Origin of the sequence: Mesorhizobium sp. ES1-3, assembly GCF_020164795.1 — a bacterium.
Lineage (GTDB): Bacteria > Pseudomonadota > Alphaproteobacteria > Rhizobiales > Rhizobiaceae > Mesorhizobium.
In genome coordinates, this window is the sequence record NZ_JAIUGW010000013.1 from 64128 (window position 1) to 84439 (window position 20312).

Sequence of the window (20312 nt, forward strand, 5' to 3'; positions counted from 1 at the left end):
CATTTACGCCTTGAGCGGCTAATCTCTTGGCTCCGGCGCAAATTTTTCCTCCAAAAGACAGGAGCAAAGGCATGGACAAGCGCGATCTGTCGACGATTTTCCGGGAGCGTCTGAAGCTGCTCCTGACAAGGTCCGACCTCAACCAGTCGGCTTTCGCGTCAGCAGTCGGCATCGATCGGTCGGCGCTGTCGCAACTGATGTCGGGCGCCTCGACGCGCCTGCCGCGCGCCGAAACGCTGCTCAACATCGCCGCCGAATTCAAGGTGTCGCTGGACTGGCTGCTCGGCCTCAGCCAGGACGAGGGCGTGACCGGCGAAATCCGCGAGAGCCTCGAAATCGAGGAAGCGCCCGACGGCTTCGACCGCACGCTGCTGGCCAAATGGTTCGCTGAAGCCGCCGGCACCAAGATCCGTTATGTGCCGGCCGGCATTCCCGATCTCCTGCGCACCCACGCGCTCGTCGACTACGAGGCCAACATCACCAACAGGAGCCGCCTGGCGCAGGCCAGCGAAACGCAATACCGCATCGAGTACAACCGGCGGCCGGAAACCGACATGGAAGTCTGCATGCCGCGCCACACGCTGGAGATTTTCGCGCGCGGCCTCGGTGTGTGGGACCGTTTCCCGGCGGCCGACCGCCAGCAGCAGCTTGCCCATATGGCGACGCTGCTCGACGACCTCTATCCGACCTTCCGCCTGTTCCTCTATGACGGCCGCATGCGCTATTCCATCCCGCTTACCATCTTCGGCCCCTATCGCGCCGCCATCTACGTCGGCGACATGTATGTGGTGCTGAACGCCACCCAGCCGGTCCAGGCACTGACCAAGCATTTCGACAATCTGATCCGCGCCGCCGACATCAATCCGCATGAGGCCGCCGCCTTCGCGCGCAATCTGGCGGACATGTCGTTCGCATCAGGTTCTGTTTGAGAGCGCGCCAGGAATGGCCCGGGTCGTCAACCCGCCTCCATGCGCTTCACGATGCAATTTCATTGACTAGACATAAAGACTTCTTTATATCCTTATCCGAATTCCAGGACACGAAAGCCAATCCGATGACGACGAGCAATCCGATCGATGCGCTGCTGGCCGAAAAGGGTGTGCTGCTGGCCGATGGCGCCACGGGCACCAATTTGTTCGCCATGGGTCTGGAGGCTGGCGAGGCGCCGGAACTACTGAACGAAACCGCGCCCGACACCATCACCCGGCTGCACCAGAATTTCGTCGATGCCGGCGCCGACATCATCTTGACCAACTCCTTCGGCGGCACCCGCCACCGGCTGAAGCTGCACCACGCGCAGGATCGCGTCCATGCGCTGAACAAACGCGCCGCCGAGATTGCCCGCGCTGTCGCCGACAAGGCCGGCCGCAAGGTGATCGTCGCCGGCTCCGTCGGCCCGACCGGCGAATTGCTGGTGCCACTCGGCGCCATGACCTATGGCGAGGCGGTCGACGCCTTCGCCGAGCAGATCGAGGGTCTCAAGGAAGGCGGCGCCGAAGTCGCCTGGATCGAGACGATGTCGGCGCCCGACGAGATCCGCGCCGCCGCCGAAGCTGCCATCCGCGTCGGCCTCCCCTACACCTATACTGGCTCCTTCGACACCGCCGGCCGTACCATGATGGGACTGCTGCCGAAAGACATCCACGGCGTCGCCGACGGCCTGTCGCAAGCGCCGCTCGGCGTCGGCGCCAATTGCGGCGTCGGTGCCTCAGACATACTGGCCTCGCTGCTCGACATGACCGAGGCGAAGCCGGAGGCGACTGTCATCGTCAAGGGCAATTGCGGCATCCCCGAATTCCGTGGCACCGAGATCCACTATTCCGGCACGCCGGAACTGATGGCCGACTATGTCCGGCTCGCCGTGGATGGCGGGGCCAAAATCATCGGCGGCTGCTGCGGCACCTCGTTCCAGCATCTTGCCGCGATGCGCAAGGCGCTCGACGCCCACACCAAAGCGGATCGTCCGACGGTCGAAAAAATCGTCGAGCGCATCGGCCCGATGCGCAACAAGGTGGCAACCGCAAACACGGCCGAGACCAGCGAAGCCCGCCGCGAGCGGCGGCGCACCCGCGCCTGACGCGATTCCTTTAGCGGTTATTCGCTGTTGTCGGCGTAGCTCGACTGCGCCGACTTGAGATCGACCGCATTGTCGCCGCGCATTGTAGCCAGCGCACCCGATGCGCCGGGATCGGTAATCTGCTCCAGCATGGCGCGGAAGCGGTCGTTGGTCAGCGCCGACATGGCGGTGTGACGCGCCTGCGCGACGTCATCGCTGATGCGTCTGGATTCGGCTGACGGGGCTGATGAAACCGCCGCAGCATCCCGTGCCGGCGGAGTAGAGTTGGCGATGGTTCTGATCTGCAATTCCGGCTCCCTCAAGCCTTAGACATGTCCGGTGTAGCGAGAGGAAATTGCGATCCGGTACCGGAAATGCAGCGCAATTTAACGATCCTGCGCGCGCGCCCAGGATCTGTTGAGATTCAGGTCAGGCCGAGCCGAAAACAGTGACTTTCGAGAACCGGAGCGGAGCGTACTTAAGTACGTGAGGCACCGGAAGCGCAGGAAGCCACTGTTTGCAGGCCGGCATCCCCTGAATATCAATAGATCCAAAAAAAAGGCCGGCAAGGGAAAGTATCCCTCGCCGGCCTGCCTCACCCGCCCGTGGGCCGGTTATCAGAACGATCCCATCATCTGAAAGAAATCGGCCTTCATCGCCACTACCGGTTACCGCCCAGCGCCGAGGCAAGGCGCACAAGTGAAAGGAACTCGGACCTGTACCCAAACGGGTCGGCTCCTCGGGCAGCAGTGGCAATCTCCACAATCTTGTCGTAGCCGAACTTCGCGGTCGCATCCTCGTCGCGCAGCTTCTGGCCGAAGGCCGCGACCGCGACGGAAAAACGCTGATCAGTGCTCGCCTGGTCGAAGGACGCCACCTCATTGGCCGAGGTCACCGGCGTGGTGATCAGCTTCGAGACGTCCTCGTTGGGCAGCTTGTAGCGGATCTTGACGAAGGCATATTCGTCCGCATTGGCAACGCCGCCATTATTCACCGTGGCCTGGCCATAGCGCAGCGGATCGATCTGCTCGCCGCCACCGCCTTTGGGCGTGATCTCATAAATCGCGGTGACCGAATGCCCCGAGCCGATATCGCCGGCATCGACGCGGTCATTGTTGAAATCCTCCCGATTGAGCGCCCGGGTCTCGTAGCCGATCAGGCGATATTCGGAGACCTTGTTCGGATTGAACTCGACCTGGATCTTCACATCCTTGGCGATGGTGAACAACGTCGAGGAAGCATCCTCGACCAGCACCTTCTCGGCCTCGGCCAGCGTGTCGATATAGGCGGCGGTGCCGTTGCCGTTCTGGGCAATGGTCTGCATCATTTCATCGTTGAGATTGCCGCGGCCGAAGCCGAACACCGACAGGAACACGCCGGTCTTGCGCTCGCTCTCGATCAGTCGCTTCAGGTCGTCGTCATCGGTCTGGCCGACATTGAAGTCGCCGTCGGTGGCAAGTATCACCCGGTTGACACCGTCCTTGATGAAGGATTGCTGGGCAAGCTTGTAGGCTTCCTTGATGCCGGCTTCGCCTGCCGTCGAGCCACCGGGCCGCAGATTGTCGATGGCATTGAGGACCTTGTCCTTCTCGGCAACCTTGGTCGGCATCAGCACGGTCCCGGCATCGCCCGCATAGGTGACGATCGAGATCGTGTCGTCGGCCTTCAGCTTGCTGACCAGCAGCCGGAACGCCGACTTGAGCAGCGGCAGCTTGTCCGGTTCGTCCATCGAGCCCGAGACGTCGATCAGGAAGACCAGATTGGCCTTCGGCTGCTCGGTCGGCTTGATGTCGAAACCCTTGATGGCGACATGCATCAGCTTGGTGTGCGTGTTCCACGGCGTCGGCATGACGCTGACGGTCGAGTTGAACGGCGTCGAGGCCGAGTCCGGCCCCTTCCAGTCATAGGGGAAGTAATTGATCATCTCCTCGACGCGGACCGTATCGGCCTGCGGCAGGTAGCCCTGCTTCAGCGAGCCGCGCACGAAGGAATAGGAAGCGGTGTCGACATCGATCGAGAAGGTCGAGACCGGGTCTTCCAATGCGGCGTGCACCGGATTGGTCTTGAAATCCTGGACGCGGTCGCGGTTTTCCTCCTGCGGCGCGATCTGGTCCGCCGGCGCCATGGCCGGCTGCTGGACCATCAGCTTGGATTCGGCCGCCGGCATGCGGGCCACCCGCGACGTGCTGGGCGCGCCAGTGGCGCCATCCAGCGCGAATTCACCGGTCGGCGCCGGCGGTGCTGGTTCGGACAATATTCCGCGCTCCGTCGAAGTCTGCTGCGCTGCCCTGCCCGCCTGGGCCGATTCGGACTTTGGCGGCGAGGCCGGGGCCACGAGAGCATCGGTCGCATCGCGGCTTTCCACATCCGCGTCGGCTTTCTTGTCCTTGGTCGGCGCAGTGGTCACGGTCGGCTCGTCGGCGGCCCGATCTCCCGGTGCCTGCTTGGCCAATGGCTTCAGCGTTGCCGGCTTGTCGGCCAGCGTCTCGGTGATCTTTTCGTCGCCGCCGAACGGTGACGGCTGTTCCCTCAGAATATGGAAGGTGGCGTATCCGGCGATCGGCAGGGCGACGAGCCCGGCAAGGGCCGGCGCGGCAATGAGTTTCTTTTGCATGATCTCGCTCCAGAGCTTTTGTGCTCGCTCTGTGAGACGAAGGCCGCCGACCGATCCTTGGGTGACGGCGGAAATATTCTGCTGGTCATAGGCGCGCAGGGCGGCCTCGAAGGCACGCGCCTTCGCGCTCTCGCCGGGTGCGGGTATCGCTGCGTCGCGCAGCTTCGTGAGTTCGTTTTCGTCGACCATGGTCACACTTCCCCGGCTGAACGCATCAACGTCTTCAGCCGTTTCTTCGCTTCATGGATGTGCCAGGAAACCGTCGTCTCCGAGATCGCCATCGCCTCGGCGGCGGCCGCGTGGCCCAAGCCTTCGCCATAGACAAGCATCACGGCATCGCGCTGCTTGTCCGGCAATTGCCGCACCGCCGCCCACAGCGCCTCGGCGGGGTCTTCGCTCTCGGCCGGGGCCTCGCCCGAAATCAGCGCATGGACGCCATAGGCCTCGGTCTTGACCGTCTCGCGCGCGGTCTTGCGCATCATGTCGCGCGCGGCGTTCATCGTCATGGCATAGAGCCATGTCGTGAACGCGCCGCCGCCGCGATAATCGCGGATCGCCTTGCCGAGCCGGACACAGACTTCCTGGGCGATGTCTTCGGCATCGGCCTTCCTGCCGCACCAGCGATAGGCGGCGCGATAGACGAAGTCATAGTGACGCTCCAGCAACTTGCCGAAAGCCCCCCTGTCTCCGCCCTTCGCCCGCCCGATCAGTTCGGCGTCGGAGGCTTCGCTCTCATCCAGCATCATCGCCATCATTTGCCTGTTGGACGAAGGCTAATGGCTAATCCTTGGGGTGATGGAAAGATTTTTTTCGAACAGGGACTTTTGCAGCTGTGGGCGGGTTGAGATTCAGGTCAGGCTGGCCTCACCCGAATGTCAACACGCCTGGCCCGCCACCCAGCCCGACGACCACGCCCATTGGAAATTATAGCCGCCGAGCCAGCCGGTGACGTCGACGACCTCGCCGATGAAGAACAGGCCCGGCACCGACTTCGCCTGCATGGTCTTCTGGTCGAGGCTATTGGTGTCTACCCCGCCGAGCGTCACTTCGGCCGTACGGTAGCCCTCCGAACCGGCCGGCTTGATGCGCCAGTCGTTGACCGCGGCCTCGACGGCTTTAATCTGGGCCTCGGAAAGATCGGCAAGATTGCCGTCGAGCCCGGTTCGCTCGGCTATCGCCTGGGCCAGCCGTTTCGGCAAATGATTTGCAAGCACGGTCTGCACCGCTTGCCGGCCATTGCCACGCTTGGCGGCGCGGACGAGTTCAGCCACATCCGTGCCCGGCAGCATGGCGATGCGGATTTCATCCCCCTCGCGCCAATAGGAGGAGATTTGCAGGATGGATGGCCCGCTGACGCCGCGATGCGTGAACAGCATCGCCTCGGAAAACCGCGTCTTGCCGCAGGCAATCTCGGCGTCGACGGCGTTCCCGGCCAGGGGCGAAAGCCGCTCTAGCGTCTTTGCATCGAAGGTCAGCGGCACCAGGGCGGGCCGTGTTTCGACGACGGCAAGGCCAAACCGTTCGGCAAGCTCGTAGCCGAAGCCCGTCGCGCCCATCTTGGGGATCGACTTGCCGCCACAGGCCACGACCAGGGACTGGCAAGAGACCGAGCCGGTGGAGAGCGTGAGTTCGAACCCTTGCTCGGTTTTGCTGACAGTCTCAACGCGGGTCGACAATGCCAGCTCGGCGCCCCTGCCCCGCATTTCCGAGACCATCATGTCGATGATCTGGCGCGCGGAGCCGTCACAAAACAGCTGTCCCAATGTCTTCTCGTGATAGGCAATGCCGTGACGTTCGACGAGCGCAATGAAGTCGCGTTGCGTATAGCGGCTGAGCGCCGAGATGCAGAAATGCGGATTCCTGGAGATAAAATTCTTCGGGCTCGCATGGACGTTGGTGAAATTGCACCGGCCGCCGCCGGAGATGCGGATCTTTTCGCCAGGTGCCGCCGCATGATCGAGGATCAGCACCGAACGGCGGCGCTTGCCGGCCTCCACGGCGCACATCATTCCGGCTGCGCCGGCGCCGATGATCACGACATCATAGGATTGCATCAGGTTGATCGTTCCCGCATGACCCCGCGCCGCACCAGCCGGGCGAGCCGCTCATCCCGCTGATACCTCCAATGTGCCGCGCGGCCAACAGGGGGCGAAGGCTCAGACCAGCGTTTCGGCGAACAAGTCAGTCAATCGCTTCCAATGCCGCTCGGCACCGGCTGCATTGAAGACGCTGTGGTCCGGCACGCACCAGCCATGTGCCATGCCGACATAATTCTCCATCAAATGGTCGACTTCAGCGTTCCGCAGTGCCTCTTCCAGCCGCGTCGACTGTTCCGGCGGAAAGCTCCGGTCGACCCCCGCCATGCCGACATAGACGCGCGCCTTGATGGAAGCCGCCTTGCGGTGCGGACTGTCGGCCGCATCGCTGGCCAGATTGCCGCCATGAAAGCTGGCGGCGGCCTTGATCCGGTCTGGGTGGGTCGCGGCGGCGTTGATCGCCCGCGCACCGCCCATGCAATAGCCGACCGTCCCGATCGGCCCCGTAACGCCTTCGCCGGCGAGCGCCTCGAGAAACGCGCCGCTGTCGCTGATGGTCATCTCCTGCGTCGTGCCGGTGACCAGCGCCATCAACGCCGCCTTGGTCTTTTCCTCGGTGAAGGCGGTCTTGGCGTCGAACGGACCGTAAGGCGCGTTGCGATAGAAGAGGTCGGGCACCAGCACCGCATAGCCCTCGCCCGCCAGCCGTTCCGCCATCTGGTCAAGCGCCGGGCGCGGACCGAAGGCGTCCTGGTAGATTATGACACCGGCCTTGGCTGGAGAAACCTCGGCCGAACGAAACAGGCCTGCATTCGCCACACCGTCACGGGTCTTGATCTGAAGGTCTTGCTTCGTCATTGCCTGCTCCGTTGATCAGATGCGCGATACATATCCGCGCAAGCGGCCACGGCAAGGCGTTGCCTGAACCCGCCAGTCAACATTTCGTGCGGGATCGCGTGAGGCGCTAAAGACCAGCGAATGCGGCCATATGGAAGGCCTGAACCTCTGCCGGATAGCGGTAGCTTGTGCCATAGGGGCAGGCATTGCGGTCAAGGCAACCGCCAGCGCGGCACGGCCCGCCGCCCGCGCCCCGCACATGCGCAAGGCAGGGCTGGTAGGCGAAACCATCCGTGGAATGGGCATCGACCGGGCAGGATTTCAGACAGGGTTTGTCGACACATGTGTCGCAGAGATGGATCGCCTCGCAGGGCTCGGGAAGCGCTATCTCTTCCTCGAACAGCAACGCGCCGCGATAGGCGTGCCAAAGCCCGTATCGCGGATGCATGAGGATCCCGAGCGGCGACGGCCTCAGCCCCTCCGCCCGAACAGCCCATTGCTGGAACGGCAGATAAGGCTTGTCCGACGGCGAAACGGCGCGCGCGCCAAACCTTTCTGCCACAGCGCCAATCACCTGGCGCGACCAGGTATCGAGCGGATTGGCGATCGCCTGCGGCTGCTGTTCCCGCCAGCGCAGGAAATGCCGCCAAGGCGCGGCACCCGCCTGCCCCACCAGCAGGACAGACTTTGCCGGTGCGCCTGAAGGACCAGCCGGTGCTGTATCATTCGATGTGAAATTAAAGCCGCCGCGAACAAGAAGTCCGTGGTGGGCTAACGCTTCGCCGATGCTGTCGAAACGACGCTGAGAACCGTGCTTTGGCAACCCGAGGGACGTCACATCGGACATGGTAACACTATGAGGCTCTGGTGCTGCGTAACTCCCGTGCGGGATCGTGTGGGCGCGAGCAACCGGAAATCAAAATGCGTCCACGCCCTTGCATGATCATCGATGATCGTCACCAAGCATCTAAAGACGCTCTCATTCCCCAGGCAGAGATCGATATCAGATCTCTCTTGAGGTAAATCGAACTCGATTTCGATCGAACACGCTTGGAACTTAAGGCCCTTATCTGCTGCCTGCTTTTCGACCATCGAACGATGCCGCCTGATTAGCGAGGCGAAGGCGGGAAGAGACATGCAGGACTCGTCAGAGAGTTCCATTCGAATTTTGGATGTCAAATTTTCTCGCGCTGACGAATGAAGCATTCCGACGCCCCAATATCCATCAACATCGTTGGTGCGGCTTACAAACGAATTAGCCACATCGCTCGCGACACCCTTGAACGCGCTCCTTCGAGCCATTTCGGTCTCCGCAAATCATCCCTTCTTGTCCGGATCGGAGAAGGCGCTCCGCCAGACTTCCTTGTGGATGATGTTGGCGACTTTAGCCCCGCCTGACTCGGGCTCCTTTCAGGTGAAGGCGTCGGGCATCGACCCCTTCTTCTTGGCGATGAAGTCCTTCAGGGCTTCGTCGATGCCTTCATCGAGGTGCGGCGCCTCATAAGCCTCCAGCCAGCGCCGCGCGAGATCGTTGGCGCGCTGCGGCGCGGTCTTCTGACCCTCGGCCAGCCACTGCTCGTAGGAGTTGTTGTCGGCGATCGACGAGCGGTAGAAGGCGGTCTGGAAATTGGCCTGGGTGTGGTCGCAGCCGAGATAGTGGCTGCCCGGCCCGACCTGGCGGATGGCGTCCATCGCCTGGCCGTTTTCCGAAAGATCGACGCCCTCGGAGAATTTTTGGGTCATGCCGAGCTGGTCGATGTCCATCATGAATTTTTCGTAGCAGGACGCCAGGCCGCCTTCGAGCCAGCCGGCCGAATGCAGCACGAAATTGGTGCCGGCGAGAATGGTCGAGTTCAGCGTGTTGGCGCTCTCATACGCCGCCTGCGCGTCCGGCACTTTCGAGGCGCAGAGCGAGCCGCCGGTGCGGAACGGCAGGCCGAGACGGCGGGCGAGTTGCGCCGCGCCATAGGAGACCAGCGACGGCTCCGGCGTGCCGAAGGTCGGCGCGCCCGATTGCATCGAGATCGACGAGGCGAAGGTGCCGAACAGCACCGGCGCGCCCGGACGGATCAGCTGCGTGAACGAGGCGCCGGCCAGCACTTCGGCTAGAACCTGCGTCAGCGTGCCGGCGACCGTCACCGGGCTCATCGCACCGGCCAGGATGAACGGTGTGACGATGCAGGCCTGGTTATGCCGCGAATAGACTTTCAGGGCGCCAAGCATGGTCTCGTCGAACACCATCGGCGAGTTGGCGTTGATCAGGCTGGTCAGCACCGTGTTGTTCTCGACGAAGTCGTCGCCGAAGACCAGCTTGGCCATCGCCACCGTGTCCTCAGCGCGTTCCGGCGCGGTCACCGAACCCATGAACGGCTTGTCGGAATATTTGATATGCGCGTAGACCATGTCGAGATGGCGTTTGTTCACCGGCACGTCGACCGGCTCGCACACCGTGCCGCCCGAATGGTGGATCGACGGCGCCATATAGGCGAGCTTCACGAAATTCTGGAAATCCTCGATCGTCGCATAGCGCCTGACACCATCGAGATCGCGCACGAAGGGCGGACCGTAGACCGGCGCAAACACGGTCGCGTTGCCGCCGATCTGCACCGAGCGTTCCGAATTGCGGGCATGCTGGGTGTAGATGGGCGGCGCGGTCTTCAGGAGCGAACGGCAGAGCCCCTTGGGAAAATGCACGCGCTCGCCCTTGACGTCGGCTCCGGCCTCTTTCCAGAGCTGCAGCGCTTCCGCGTCATCGCGAAAAATGATGCCGATTTCCTCGAGCACCGTGTCGGTGTTCTTCTCGATCAGCGCCAGGCCTTCCTCGTTCAGCACTTCGTAGACGTTGATCTTGCGCTTGATGTAGGTGAGCTGGGTGCCCGGGCCGCCGCCGGAGCGCGCCGCGCGCCTTGCCGCTGCTCCGCCGCTGGCGCCGCGCCCACGCCGCGCGTTTGACGCTTCCTGGTCGACTGCCGCGTGTTCGCTCATGATCGCTCTTCCCTGAATATGGCCTGCCTGACTATGGCCGGTCCGTAACCGTTGCGGCCGCATGGCGCGGCTTTCGCCGGATCGTAGCCATGCACCCTATTCGAAACGGCCCGTCCGCGCCAACGCCTGTCGCAAAATCGACAAGAAATCCGATAGATTTTCCAGTCGCTTTCCTTTTGCGGGAAGTCGCAAATCAGCTATGGATACCCGCCCGTTGCGGGTTAGGTATGAACGCCATTATTTTGTGCCTTGCGACACAGTCGCGATGCCGTGAGGAGCTGGATTAAAATGTCCGACGACGAGATTATCCTTTCCGAACTTTCCGACGATGAGTTGGTGCAGCAGATGCACGACGATCTCTATGACGGTCTGAAGGAAGAAATCGAGGAAGGCACGCGCATTCTGCTCGAGCGCGGCTGGGTGCCCTACAAGGTACTGACCGAAGCGCTGGTCGAAGGCATGCGTATCGTCGGCGAGGATTTTCGCGACGGCATCCTGTTCGTCCCCGAAGTGCTGTTGTCCGCCAACGCCATGAAGGCCGGCATGTTCATCCTGCGCCCGCTGCTCGCCGCCACAGGCGCGCCGAAACAGGGCAAGATGGTGATCGGCACCGTCAAGGGCGACATCCATGACATCGGCAAGAACCTCGTCGGCATGATGATGGAAGGCGCCGGCTTCGACGTCATCGACCTCGGCATCAACAACGCGGTCGAAAAGTATCTCGATGCGATCGAGCAGCACCAGCCCGACATCATCGGCATGTCGGCGCTGCTCACCACCACCATGCCCTACATGAAGGTCGTCATCGACACGATGAAGGAAAAGGGCATTCGCGACGACTATGTCGTGCTGGTTGGCGGCGCACCGCTCAACGAGGAATTCGGCAAGGCCGTCGGCGCCGATGCCTATTGCCGCGACGCCGCGGTGGCGGTCGAGACCGCCAAGGATTTCATGAAGCGCAAGCACAACGTGCGTGCTTCGGCCTGATCCAAGGCATCAGGACGACGAAAAAAGCCGCGCCTTGCAGCGCGGCTTTTTTGTTCCCAGATGAAGGAAGTGGCTGCCGATCAATTGGCGACAGTGTCTTTGACCGCCCTCGCGGTCGATTTGACATCCTTGCCGACACCTCGAATGGTGTTGGCGCAGGCCGTGAGTGCGAGCGCGCAGGCAAGGATAACCATCGGCGCTACCCGTAGCAGTTTCATGGACGGTGTCTCCCTCGACAGATAAATTAACCCCGCAGCGAAAAGCCGGCTCGACTTGGTCAAGACGAAAAAAACGAAACCGAATCAGACAGACAGGCTGCTCGTCATCGCCTGCGGGATGATTGCGCGCGAGGTGTTGGCCGTCAAGGAACGGCTCGGGCTGGATCACCTCGAATTGACGTGTTTGCCGGCGGAATTTCATTTCTATCCCGACCGCATCGCACCGGCCATGGACAAGGCGATCGAGAAGGCCAGGGCGGAGGGTTATGAGCACATCTTCGTCGGCTATGCCGATTGCGGCACAGGCGGCCTGCTTGACCGCGTACTGGAGAAGCACGGCGTCGAGCGCATGGCCGGACCGCATTGCTTCGCCTTCTATCAAGGCATGGACGCCTATGCGAAGGTTGCCGACGACGACATGATGTCGTTCTACATGACGGACTTCCTGTGCCGCCAGTTCGATGCCTTCTTCATGAAGCCGCTCGGGCTGGACAAGCACCCGGAGCTGATCAAGGACTATTTCGGCAATTACGAGAAGCTGATCTACCTTGCGCAGACCGACGATCCGGAGCTCGACAAGGTCGCGGAAAAGGCCGCGGCCCTGCTTGGCCTTACCTATGAGCGCCGCTCCACCGGTTTTGGCGACCTGACGCCGGGCCTGGCGCGGGCGGCCACGAACGCCTGACGGGTCAGCTCCCGTCTTCGGCGGCCAGCGCCGCCAGCACGTCGGCAAAGCTGGTCCTGCAGGCGAAATCCAGCCTGTCCCTCGCCCGCGACGCGTCATAGACCCGGCCGATCGAGGAAAACATCGTCCAGCCTTTGCGCGCATAAAGCATGGGAAACTCGGGAAAATAACGCGCCACGACCGATGGAGCGTCGGCGATCAAGTCCGCGCAATCTTCGGGCTGGAACGGCGTTGGCGCGCAGACGATGAAGATGTCGAAGCCGAGCTCCGGTGCCTTCTCCAATGCAGCGACATGCGCCTGCGCCGCATCGTCCACCGTCAGCCGCCGGAACAGCAACTCGTTCGCCTTGGTGTTGGCGTCCGACTGCTCGATCGCATGCGCCATGTCGTCGGCCTCGGGGAAGAAACGTGCCGTGCGCAGCACTACCACCGCCAGCCCATGTTGAAGGTGATAGAGGCGGCAGAGATGTTCGGCGGAGAGCTTGGTCACCCCATAGATGTTGCGCGGCTCGGGCGACATCGCTTCCGTCAGCCATGCCGCCTTGCGCGCACCGCCCTTGAAGCCGTCGCGTATCGCCTGCGAGATCATCAATGAAGTCGTTGACGTGAAGACGAAGCGTTGCACGTTGGCCGCCACCGCCGCATCGAGCAAGTTCAGCGTGCCTTGCACGTTGGTGGCGACGAAATCGCTGTTGGCGTGGCTTTCTATGTCGGGCTTGTGCAGCGCGCCGCTGTGAATGATGGCTTCAGTTCGATTGTCCCTGACCGCTCGCATGACCAGATCGCGATCGGCGATCGAACCGACGATCCGCGTTTCGGCCGATGGAACGGGATCGAGGCCGGTGACGTCATGTCCAAGCCCGCGCAGCAGCGGCGCCAACGCGCTTCCCAGCCAACCCGACGATCCCGTGAGCAAGATTCGCATTCGTCACACCATGAATTTCGACCGTGACGCTGTTAAGCACGGATGACAGGCGCCAGCGACCCGGTAAGTTATGCACCAGACGGCAGCGGCGCCGTTCCAGAACAAAAAACAGGGAATCCTTTGATGAACCTTCGCCCCTTGCTTGCCGCCCTTGTTTTCCTCTGCTGCGTTTTGCCCGCCCTTGCCGATGGTCAAGTGCAGAAACTGATGACCACCGCCGACAAGGAGCGGCTCGACAAATATGGCGACATCCGCAAGGCGGCGCTCGCCGAGGCAAAGGCGGGCGACCCCGCCGAGGTCGAGCAACTCGACGCACTGCTGGCCAAGCCGCTGGCCGCCTTCTCCGACAAGGACCTCACCGGCAGCTGGCGGTGCCGCACGATCAAGGTCGGCGGGCTGAGCCCGCTCGTCATCTATGGCTGGTTCAAATGCAGGGTGACCGATGATGGCTCCGGCTGGCGGCTGGAAAAGATCAGTGGTTCGCAGCGCACCCGGGGCCGCTTCTTCGACGATGGCGACAAGCGCTCGATCTATCTTGGCTCCGGCTCCGTCAACGACGACCGGGCAAAGCCCTATGGCAGCGGCCCGCAAACCGACCAGGTCGGTTACGCTTTCCGCAACAGCGCCAAGGAATGGCGCATCGAATTCCCCGCGCCCTACTACGAATCGAAGCTCGACATCATGGAGTTCAAGCGCTGACCGGCATCTTCATGTCCTCGTAAGGCTTCCGGCACACCAAGGATTAACCCACCTGCCCTAAGGTCCCGGCCACATCAGCCGGTCCGTGGAGCATGGCAAGATCAATGGCAGCGTCGCAATCCAATCCGCGGCCGATTGTAGTCGTCACCGGTGGCGGCGCACACGTCTGGGCCATGATCAACGACCTCGCCGACCGCGTCGGCCCTGTCAGCGTCGTCCTCGAAATCCCTGAATCCAAAAAACAATTGCTGCGCGGCCGCGCCCGACGCCAGGGCTGGATCTCCGCCATGGGTCAGCTCGGCACGATGGTGCTGAGCAGGCTTGGCAAACGGCTTAATGTCAAACACGCCGCCCGGTTGATTGCCGAGGAGAAGCTTGAAACGGAACCGCGGCAAGGCCAGGTCATCGTCCATGTGGCATCCGCCAACAGCCAGGAATGCCTGCAGGCGATCGAGACGATCAAGCCCGGCGTCGTGCTGCTGAACGGCTGCCGGCTGATTTCCAGGGAGATGCTGGGCAAAATGCCTTGTCCGGTGCTGAATTATCATGCCGGCATCACGCCGAAATATCGCGGCATGAATGGCGGCTATTGGGCGTTGACGTCAGGCGATCCGCAGAATTTCGGCACGACCGTCCATCTGGTCGATGCGGGAGTCGACACCGGCGGTGTGCTGAAGCAGGCGCGCGGCAAGCCGAAACAAGGCGACACCATCTCGAGCTATGCGCTGCGCCAGACGGCGTTTTCGCGCGATATCTGCGTCGAGGCGGTCAGCGACGCGCTGGCCGGAAAACTCGCGACGTTCGATCCAGGCCTGCCATCGAAACAGTGGTACCACCCGACGATCTGGTTCTACGTCTGGAAAGGGCTGAGAACCGGCATCTGGTAACGCATCCGGCGTCGGAACAGCGCAAACTCCGCCGCCATTGCTGCTGCATCGACCCCGTCGCGACATGGGTCGCAAACGAATAAACCCACCTTTCATTTTACGACATCGAAATGCGTCGCTTTTGAATGCGCGCGCGTCGTCCCATAACAAGCAGCCTTTCGACGCTTGCGGCAATGCTCGGAATATCGAGGAGCGAGAATTCATGGCCGATCTTATCGTCGTCTACTGGCGCGACATCCCTGCCCAGGTCATCGTCAGGAAAGGCCGGCAGAACGCCAAGCGCGAACTGCCCTTGCGCTTCACCGAGGCGATCGACATGTGCGCCATGCGCACCGGCGCCGGTGGCACCGACGACTATCTCGCCGAATGGCGCAAGGCCGATCCGGTTGCGGTCGGTGACGATCTCGAAGCCGAGGTCGAAAAGGCATTCCACGAACTCGACGCGAAATACGACCGCGAGCGGCTGGTCGCTCTGGTCAAGGCGGGCGGAAAAGAAAATGTCTGACGAGAACCCGGCGGTTACCCAGGCCACGCTGGTCAAGAAGGCAGCGCCGAAATCCGACTACAAGCCGGCCGACGTGTCGCCGCAGCGCCGCGTACAGCGCTCGTTCGCGGTGAGATTATGGTCTGTTCGGCACTCGCGATTGCTCGAATGGTTTTATGCCCGTTTTTCCGACGCCTTCCTGCTGCTGCACCCCTTGTGGAAGGGCATCGGTTATGGCCGCGTCGAAGCTCCGATCAAATTCGTCGAAAAGCGCGTCAAAGGCTTCATGTTCGACTGCCGCATGTGCGGTCAGTGCATCCTGTCCTCGACCGGTATGTCGTGCCCGATGAACTGCCCCAAGCAGTTGCGCAACGGCCCTTGCGGCGGCGTGCGCGCCAACGGCAATTGCGAAGTCGAGCCCAATATGCCCTGCGTCTGGGTCAAGGCCTGGGAAGGTTCGCAGAACATGGTCAATTCCGACAGGATTCTCACCGTGCAGAAGCCGGTCGACCAGTCTTTACGCGAAACCTCGGCCTGGCTGCGGGTGACCGCGCAGGCCGCGGCAGCCCGTGAGGCCGCTGCCGCGAAGACCGGAGGCTCCGCATGATCGGCCGCCAGCTCGACGAAAATCCGGCCGGCATCCATTTGCCGCTCGATCCCCTGCCCGGCCACACCTCGCGCGGTCGGCTGGAGCGGGTGCTCAGGCGCGGCGAGTTCGCGGTGACGACCGAGCTCAACCCGCCCGACAGCGCCGATCCCGAGGACGTCTACAACCGTGCGAAGATCTTCGACGGCTGGGTCGACGCCATCAACGCGGTCGATGCGTCCGGCGCCAATTGCCACATGTCCTCGGTCGGCATCTGCGCATTGCTGACCCGCATGGGCTATGCGCCGATCATGCAGATCGCCTGCCGCGACAAGAACCGCATCGCCATTCAGGGCGATGTGCTGGGGGGTGCCGCGATGGGCGTCGCCAACATGCTGTGCCTGACCGGCGACGGCGTGCAGGCCGGCGACCAGCCGGGTGCCAAGCCGGTGTTCGATCTCGATTCCATGTCGCTGCTGGAGACCTGCCGCATCATGCGTGACAACGGCAAGTTTCTGTCCGGCCGCAAGCTGACGACGCCACCGCAGCTGTTCCTGGGCGCTGCAGTCAATCCGTTCGCGCCGCCCTTCGACTTTCGCCCGATCCATCTCGGCAAGAAGATCGCCGCCGGCGCGCAGTTCGTGCAGACGCAGTATTGCTTCGATGTGCCGATGTTCAAAACCTTCATGCAGAAGGCCCGCGATCTCGGTCACACCGAAAAGGTGTTCATCCTGTGCGGCGTCGGCCCGCTCGCTTCCGCCAAGACGGCAAAATGGATCCGCTCCAACGTGCCCGGCATCCATATCCCCGACGCCGTCATCAAGCGACTGGAAGGCGCCCAGGACCAGAAGAAGGAAGGCAAGCAGCTCTGCACCGACATCATCAACGAGGTGAAGGAAATTCCCGGTGTCTCAGGCGTCCATGTGATGGCCTACCGCCAGGAAGAATATGTCGCCGAGATCGTCGACGAATCGGGCGTGCTGAAGGGCCGCCAGCCATGGAAGCGTGAGATCCGCCGCGACGACCAGATGGTCGCCGACCGGCTGGACCACATCCTGCACGACGAAATTACCGAAACCCAGGTGGATATGGTGAAGACCGCGCATTGAGAGCGCTGCGCGATCACCATTCGCTTGATCGACAACAGATAACGATATAAAGAACTCTTTATATCACGACGGAGAGATTTCATGACCCGGACCATCGTCGCCTCGGCGACACGAGAAATCATCATCGGCTTCGACCAGCCCTTCTGCGTGATTGGCGAACGCATCAACCCGACCGGCCGCAAGAAGCTCGCCGCCGAGATGGTGGTTGGCAATTTCGAGACCGTCATCAAGGACGCGCTGGAGCAGGCCGCATGCGGCGCCACCATGCTCGACGTCAATGCCGGCGTCACCTCGGTCAACCCGAACGAAACCGAACCTGGCCTGCTGGTGCAGACGCTGGAGATCGTCCAGGGCCTGGTCGATCTGCCGCTCTCGATCGACAGCTCCGTCAGCGCCGCGATCGAGGCCGCGCTGAAGGTCGCCAAGGGGCGCCCGCTGGTCAACTCCGTCACCGGCGAGGAGGAAAAGCTCGAGGCCATCCTGCCGCTGGTCAAGAAGTACAACGTGCCGGTCGTCGCCATCTCCAACGACGAGACCGGCATTTCGATGGATCCGGACGTACGCTTCGCCGTCGCCAAGAAGATCGTCGAGCGCTGCGCCGATTTCGGCATTCCGGCGCATGACGTCGTCGTCGACCCGCTGGTCATGCCGATCGGTGCGCTTGGCGATGCCGGCCGCCAGGTGTTCGCGTTGCTGCGCCGCCTGCGCGAAGAACTCAAGGTCAACACCACCTGCGGCCTGTCGAATATCTCCTTCGGCCTGCCGCACCGGCACGGCATCAACGCCGCTTTCATCCCGATGGTGATCGGCGCCGGCATGACCTCGGCGATCATGAACCCGGTTCGCCCGCAGGAGATGGAAGCCGTGCGCGGCGCCAACGTGCTGAACGGCACCGACGAGAACTGCACCAAGTGGATCAAGACCTACAAGGATTACAAGCCGGCCGAAGGCGGCCACGCGGTGGCGGCGCCGACAGCGGTCAATGCACCGGGCGAAGGCGGCGGCAATGGCAGCCGGCGGCGCGGCGGTCGTGAAGCCCGGATGGGCCGGGGATAAGCGCGCAATCGTGAATTCACCTGCAAACATTACCGATCCGCTCGTGCTGTTCATGCCGTCAGGCAAGCGCGGGCGGTTCCCTGTCGGCACGCCGGTGCTCGACGCCGCGCGCCAGCTCGGCGTCTATGTCGAGAGCGTGTGCGGCGGACGCGCCACTTGCGGGCGCTGCCAGATCGAGGTGCAGGAAGGCAATTTCGCCAAGCACAAGATCACCTCCTCGAACGATCACATCTCGCCCAAGGGCCCCAAGGAAGAGCGCTACGAACGCGTGCGCGGCCTGCCCGAACGGCGCCGCCTCTCCTGCTCCGCCCAGATCCTCGGCGATCTCGTCATCGACGTGCCGCAGGATACCGTCATCAATGCGCAGACCATCCGCAAGGATGCAGACACCAGGGTGATCGCCCGCGATACCGCCATCCGCATGTGCTATGTCGAGATCGAAGAGCCCGACATGCACAATCCATCAGGCGATCTCGACCGGCTCAAGATCGCGCTGATGAAGGACTGGGGTTTTAAGAACCTCGAATTCGACTTCTATCTGCTGCCGCAGGTGCAAGGCATATTGCGCAAAGGCAACTGGACCGCGACAGCCGCCATCCACAAGGATGCCGACAGCGACATCGCGCGCGTCATCGCGCTGTGGCCTGGCCTCAAGAACGAGGCCTATGGCCTGGCCTGCGACATCGGCTCGACCACCATCGCCATGCATCTGGTGTCGCTGCTGTCGGGCCGCGTCGCCGCCTCGTCCGGAACGTCGAACCCGCAGATCCGCTTCGGCGAGGATCTGATGAGCCGCGTCTCCTATGTGATGATGAACCCCGATGGCCGCGAAGGCATGACGGTTGCCGTCCGCGAGGCGATCTCCGGCCTCGTCGACAAGGTCTGCGCGGAAGGCAATGTCCAGCGCAACGACATTCTGGATTCCGTCTTCGTCGGCAATCCGATCATGCATCACCTGTTCCTCGGCATCGATCCGACCGAGCTCGGCGGCGCTCCCTTCGCGCTCGCTGTCTCGGGCGCCGTGCGCATCAAGGCCTCCGACATAGGCCTCAAGCTCAACCAGGGCGCGCGCCTCTACATGCTGCCTTGCATTGCCGGCCATGTCGGCGCCGACGCGGCGGCGGTGACGCTGTCGGAAGGCCCGCATCGCCAGGATGAGATGATGCTGATCGTCGATGTCGGCACCAATGCCGAGATCGTACTCGGCAATCGCGCGCGTGTTGTCGCTGCCTCCTCGCCCACCGGTCCGGCCTTCGAAGGTGCCGAAATCTCCGGCGGCCAGCGTGCCGCGCCCGGGGCCATCGAGCGCGTGCGCATCGATCCCGACACGCTGGAGCCGAAATACCGCGTCATCGGCTCGGAACTGTGGTCCGACGAACCGGGCTTCCTCGACAGCGTGCAGGCGACCGGTGTCACCGGCATCTGCGGCTCTGGCATCATCGAGATCGTCGCCGAAATGTATCTCGCCGGTATCATCTCGGAGGATGGTGTCGTCGACGGATCGCTTGCCGCGCGCTCGCCGCGCGTCGTCGCCAACGGCCGCACTTTCTCCTATGTGCTGAAGGAAGGCGAACCCAAGATCACCATCACCCAGACCGACGTGCGCGCCATCCAGCTTGCCAAGGCGGCGCTCTATGCCGGCACCAAGTTGTTGATGGAAAAGCAGAACACCGAGCATGTCGACCGCATCCATTTCGCTGGTGCCTTCGGCTCCTTCATCGATCCGAAATACGCCATGGTGCTCGGCCTTATCCCCGATTGCGATCTCGACAAGGTCTCGGCCGTCGGCAACGCTGCCGGTGCCGGTGCCCGCATGGCGCTGCTCAATCGTGGCTATCGCCGCGAGATCGAGGAGACGGTGAGCCAGATCGAGAAGATCGAGACCGCGCTGGAACCGAAATTCCAGGAGCATTTCGTCTACGCCATGGCGCTACCCAACAAGGTCGATCCGTTCCCGAAGCTGTCGGCGGCGGTGAAACTGCCGCCACGCAAGACGGTGAGCGAGGATGGCATCGCCGGAGATGCAGCACCGCGCCGACGCTCCCGCGAAGGCCATGCTGCTCGGCGCAGCCGCGACTGACGCTTCAGGCCATCGCGGTCGGATTCATGAGTCCGCGGCCCGGGCAAGTGGGGTCTCTTGTCCGAGCT

Annotated in this window: 20 protein-coding genes; 11 read left to right on the top strand and 9 right to left on the bottom strand. The window is 62.6% G+C overall.

Annotation, left to right across the window (positions count from 1 at the left end; all coding sequences use genetic code 11):
- Positions 1–71 precede the first annotated feature (71 nt).
- Both LB536_RS18600 and bmt read left to right on the top strand, forming a co-directional pair.
- Positions 72–929 carry a helix-turn-helix domain-containing protein gene (locus LB536_RS18600; protein WP_224595294.1) on the top strand — a complete coding sequence of 286 codons (858 nt, stop codon included), beginning with the start codon at positions 72–74 and terminating at the stop codon, positions 927–929.
- 125 nt (positions 930–1054) lie between these two features.
- Positions 1055–2077, top strand: coding sequence for a betaine--homocysteine S-methyltransferase (bmt, locus tag LB536_RS18605; RefSeq protein WP_140813183.1), 1023 nt, complete (start codon positions 1055–1057; stop codon positions 2075–2077).
- Between the two features lie 17 nt (positions 2078–2094).
- Here bmt and LB536_RS18610 read toward each other — a convergent pair whose 3' ends face one another.
- The 7 genes from LB536_RS18610 to LB536_RS18640 all read right to left on the bottom strand — a co-directional run bounded on the left by LB536_RS18610 (position 2095) and on the right by LB536_RS18640 (position 10528).
- Positions 2095–2364: a hypothetical protein gene (locus LB536_RS18610; protein ID WP_224595297.1), complete on the bottom strand. Its 270-nt coding sequence runs from the start codon at positions 2362–2364 to the stop codon at positions 2095–2097.
- Positions 2365–2717: 353 nt separating this feature from the next.
- Complete coding sequence (locus LB536_RS18615) at positions 2718–4859, bottom strand: vWA domain-containing protein (protein WP_224595300.1); 2142 nt, start codon at positions 4857–4859, stop codon at positions 2718–2720.
- Between the two features lie 2 nt (positions 4860–4861).
- Positions 4862–5422, bottom strand: coding sequence for an RNA polymerase sigma factor (locus LB536_RS18620; protein WP_224595301.1), 561 nt, complete (start codon positions 5420–5422; stop codon positions 4862–4864).
- A 123-nt stretch (positions 5423–5545) separates the two neighbouring features.
- Entirely contained in the window at positions 5546–6724 is a 1179-nt protein-coding gene (locus tag LB536_RS18625; RefSeq protein ID WP_224595302.1) for an NAD(P)/FAD-dependent oxidoreductase, read from the bottom strand.
- 102 nt (positions 6725–6826) lie between these two features.
- Positions 6827–7564, bottom strand: a complete 738-nt coding sequence (locus LB536_RS18630; protein WP_224595303.1) for a dienelactone hydrolase family protein — start codon at positions 7562–7564, stop codon at positions 6827–6829.
- A 106-nt stretch (positions 7565–7670) separates the two neighbouring features.
- Positions 7671–8390, bottom strand: coding sequence for a 4Fe-4S dicluster domain-containing protein (locus LB536_RS18635; protein ID WP_224595304.1), 720 nt, complete (start codon positions 8388–8390; stop codon positions 7671–7673).
- A 563-nt stretch (positions 8391–8953) separates the two neighbouring features.
- The gene (locus tag LB536_RS18640) at positions 8954–10528 is read right to left on the bottom strand and encodes a trimethylamine methyltransferase family protein (RefSeq protein WP_140615930.1); all 1575 of its coding nucleotides are present in this window, start codon (positions 10526–10528) and stop codon (positions 8954–8956) included.
- A 288-nt stretch (positions 10529–10816) separates the two neighbouring features.
- Here LB536_RS18640 and LB536_RS18645 point away from each other — a divergent pair, with 288 nt between their 5' ends.
- Positions 10817–11515 (top strand): corrinoid protein, encoded by a 699-nt coding sequence (locus LB536_RS18645; protein ID WP_027046950.1) that lies wholly within the window; start codon positions 10817–10819, stop codon positions 11513–11515.
- Positions 11516–11595: 80 nt separating this feature from the next.
- Here the strand turns inward: LB536_RS18645 and LB536_RS18650 are convergent, their stop codons facing one another.
- On the bottom strand, positions 11596–11733 hold the full coding sequence (locus LB536_RS18650; RefSeq protein WP_140758252.1) for an entericidin A/B family lipoprotein: 138 nt from the start codon (positions 11731–11733) through the stop codon (positions 11596–11598).
- A gap of 55 nt (positions 11734–11788) precedes the next feature.
- On the opposite strand from LB536_RS18650, the gene LB536_RS18655 reads away from it, so the two are divergent.
- Entirely contained in the window at positions 11789–12418 is a 630-nt protein-coding gene (locus LB536_RS18655) for a DUF1638 domain-containing protein (protein ID WP_224595305.1), read from the top strand.
- A 4-nt stretch (positions 12419–12422) separates the two neighbouring features.
- Here LB536_RS18655 and LB536_RS18660 read toward each other — a convergent pair whose 3' ends face one another.
- Positions 12423–13343 (bottom strand): NAD-dependent epimerase/dehydratase family protein, encoded by a 921-nt coding sequence (locus LB536_RS18660; RefSeq protein ID WP_224595306.1) that lies wholly within the window; start codon positions 13341–13343, stop codon positions 12423–12425.
- Between the two features lie 123 nt (positions 13344–13466).
- On the opposite strand from LB536_RS18660, the gene LB536_RS18665 reads away from it, so the two are divergent.
- The 7 genes from LB536_RS18665 (at position 13467) to LB536_RS18695 (ending at position 20244) form a co-directional block, all read left to right on the top strand.
- Positions 13467–14042, top strand: a complete 576-nt coding sequence (locus LB536_RS18665; RefSeq protein ID WP_224595307.1) for a DUF4893 domain-containing protein — start codon at positions 13467–13469, stop codon at positions 14040–14042.
- A gap of 104 nt (positions 14043–14146) precedes the next feature.
- Complete coding sequence (locus tag LB536_RS18670; RefSeq protein WP_224595308.1) at positions 14147–14929, top strand: formyl transferase; 783 nt, start codon at positions 14147–14149, stop codon at positions 14927–14929.
- A 202-nt stretch (positions 14930–15131) separates the two neighbouring features.
- Positions 15132–15434: a virulence factor gene (locus LB536_RS18675; RefSeq protein WP_140758247.1), complete on the top strand. Its 303-nt coding sequence runs from the start codon at positions 15132–15134 to the stop codon at positions 15432–15434.
- Positions 15427–16020: a methylenetetrahydrofolate reductase C-terminal domain-containing protein gene (locus LB536_RS18680; RefSeq protein ID WP_224595311.1), complete on the top strand. Its 594-nt coding sequence runs from the start codon at positions 15427–15429 to the stop codon at positions 16018–16020. Before LB536_RS18675 ends, LB536_RS18680 begins: the two co-directional genes overlap by 8 nt.
- Positions 16017–17108, top strand: coding sequence for a methylenetetrahydrofolate reductase (locus LB536_RS18685; RefSeq protein ID WP_224595314.1), 1092 nt, complete (start codon positions 16017–16019; stop codon positions 17106–17108). Before LB536_RS18680 ends, LB536_RS18685 begins: the two co-directional genes overlap by 4 nt.
- An 81-nt stretch (positions 17109–17189) precedes the next feature.
- Positions 17190–18164: a methyltetrahydrofolate cobalamin methyltransferase gene (locus LB536_RS18690; RefSeq protein ID WP_140758244.1), complete on the top strand. Its 975-nt coding sequence runs from the start codon at positions 17190–17192 to the stop codon at positions 18162–18164.
- Positions 18115–20244 (top strand): ASKHA domain-containing protein, encoded by a 2130-nt coding sequence (locus tag LB536_RS18695; protein ID WP_224595316.1) that lies wholly within the window; start codon positions 18115–18117, stop codon positions 20242–20244. The genes LB536_RS18690 and LB536_RS18695 overlap by 50 nt, the downstream gene beginning before the upstream one ends.
- Positions 20245–20312: the final 68 nt, after the last annotated feature.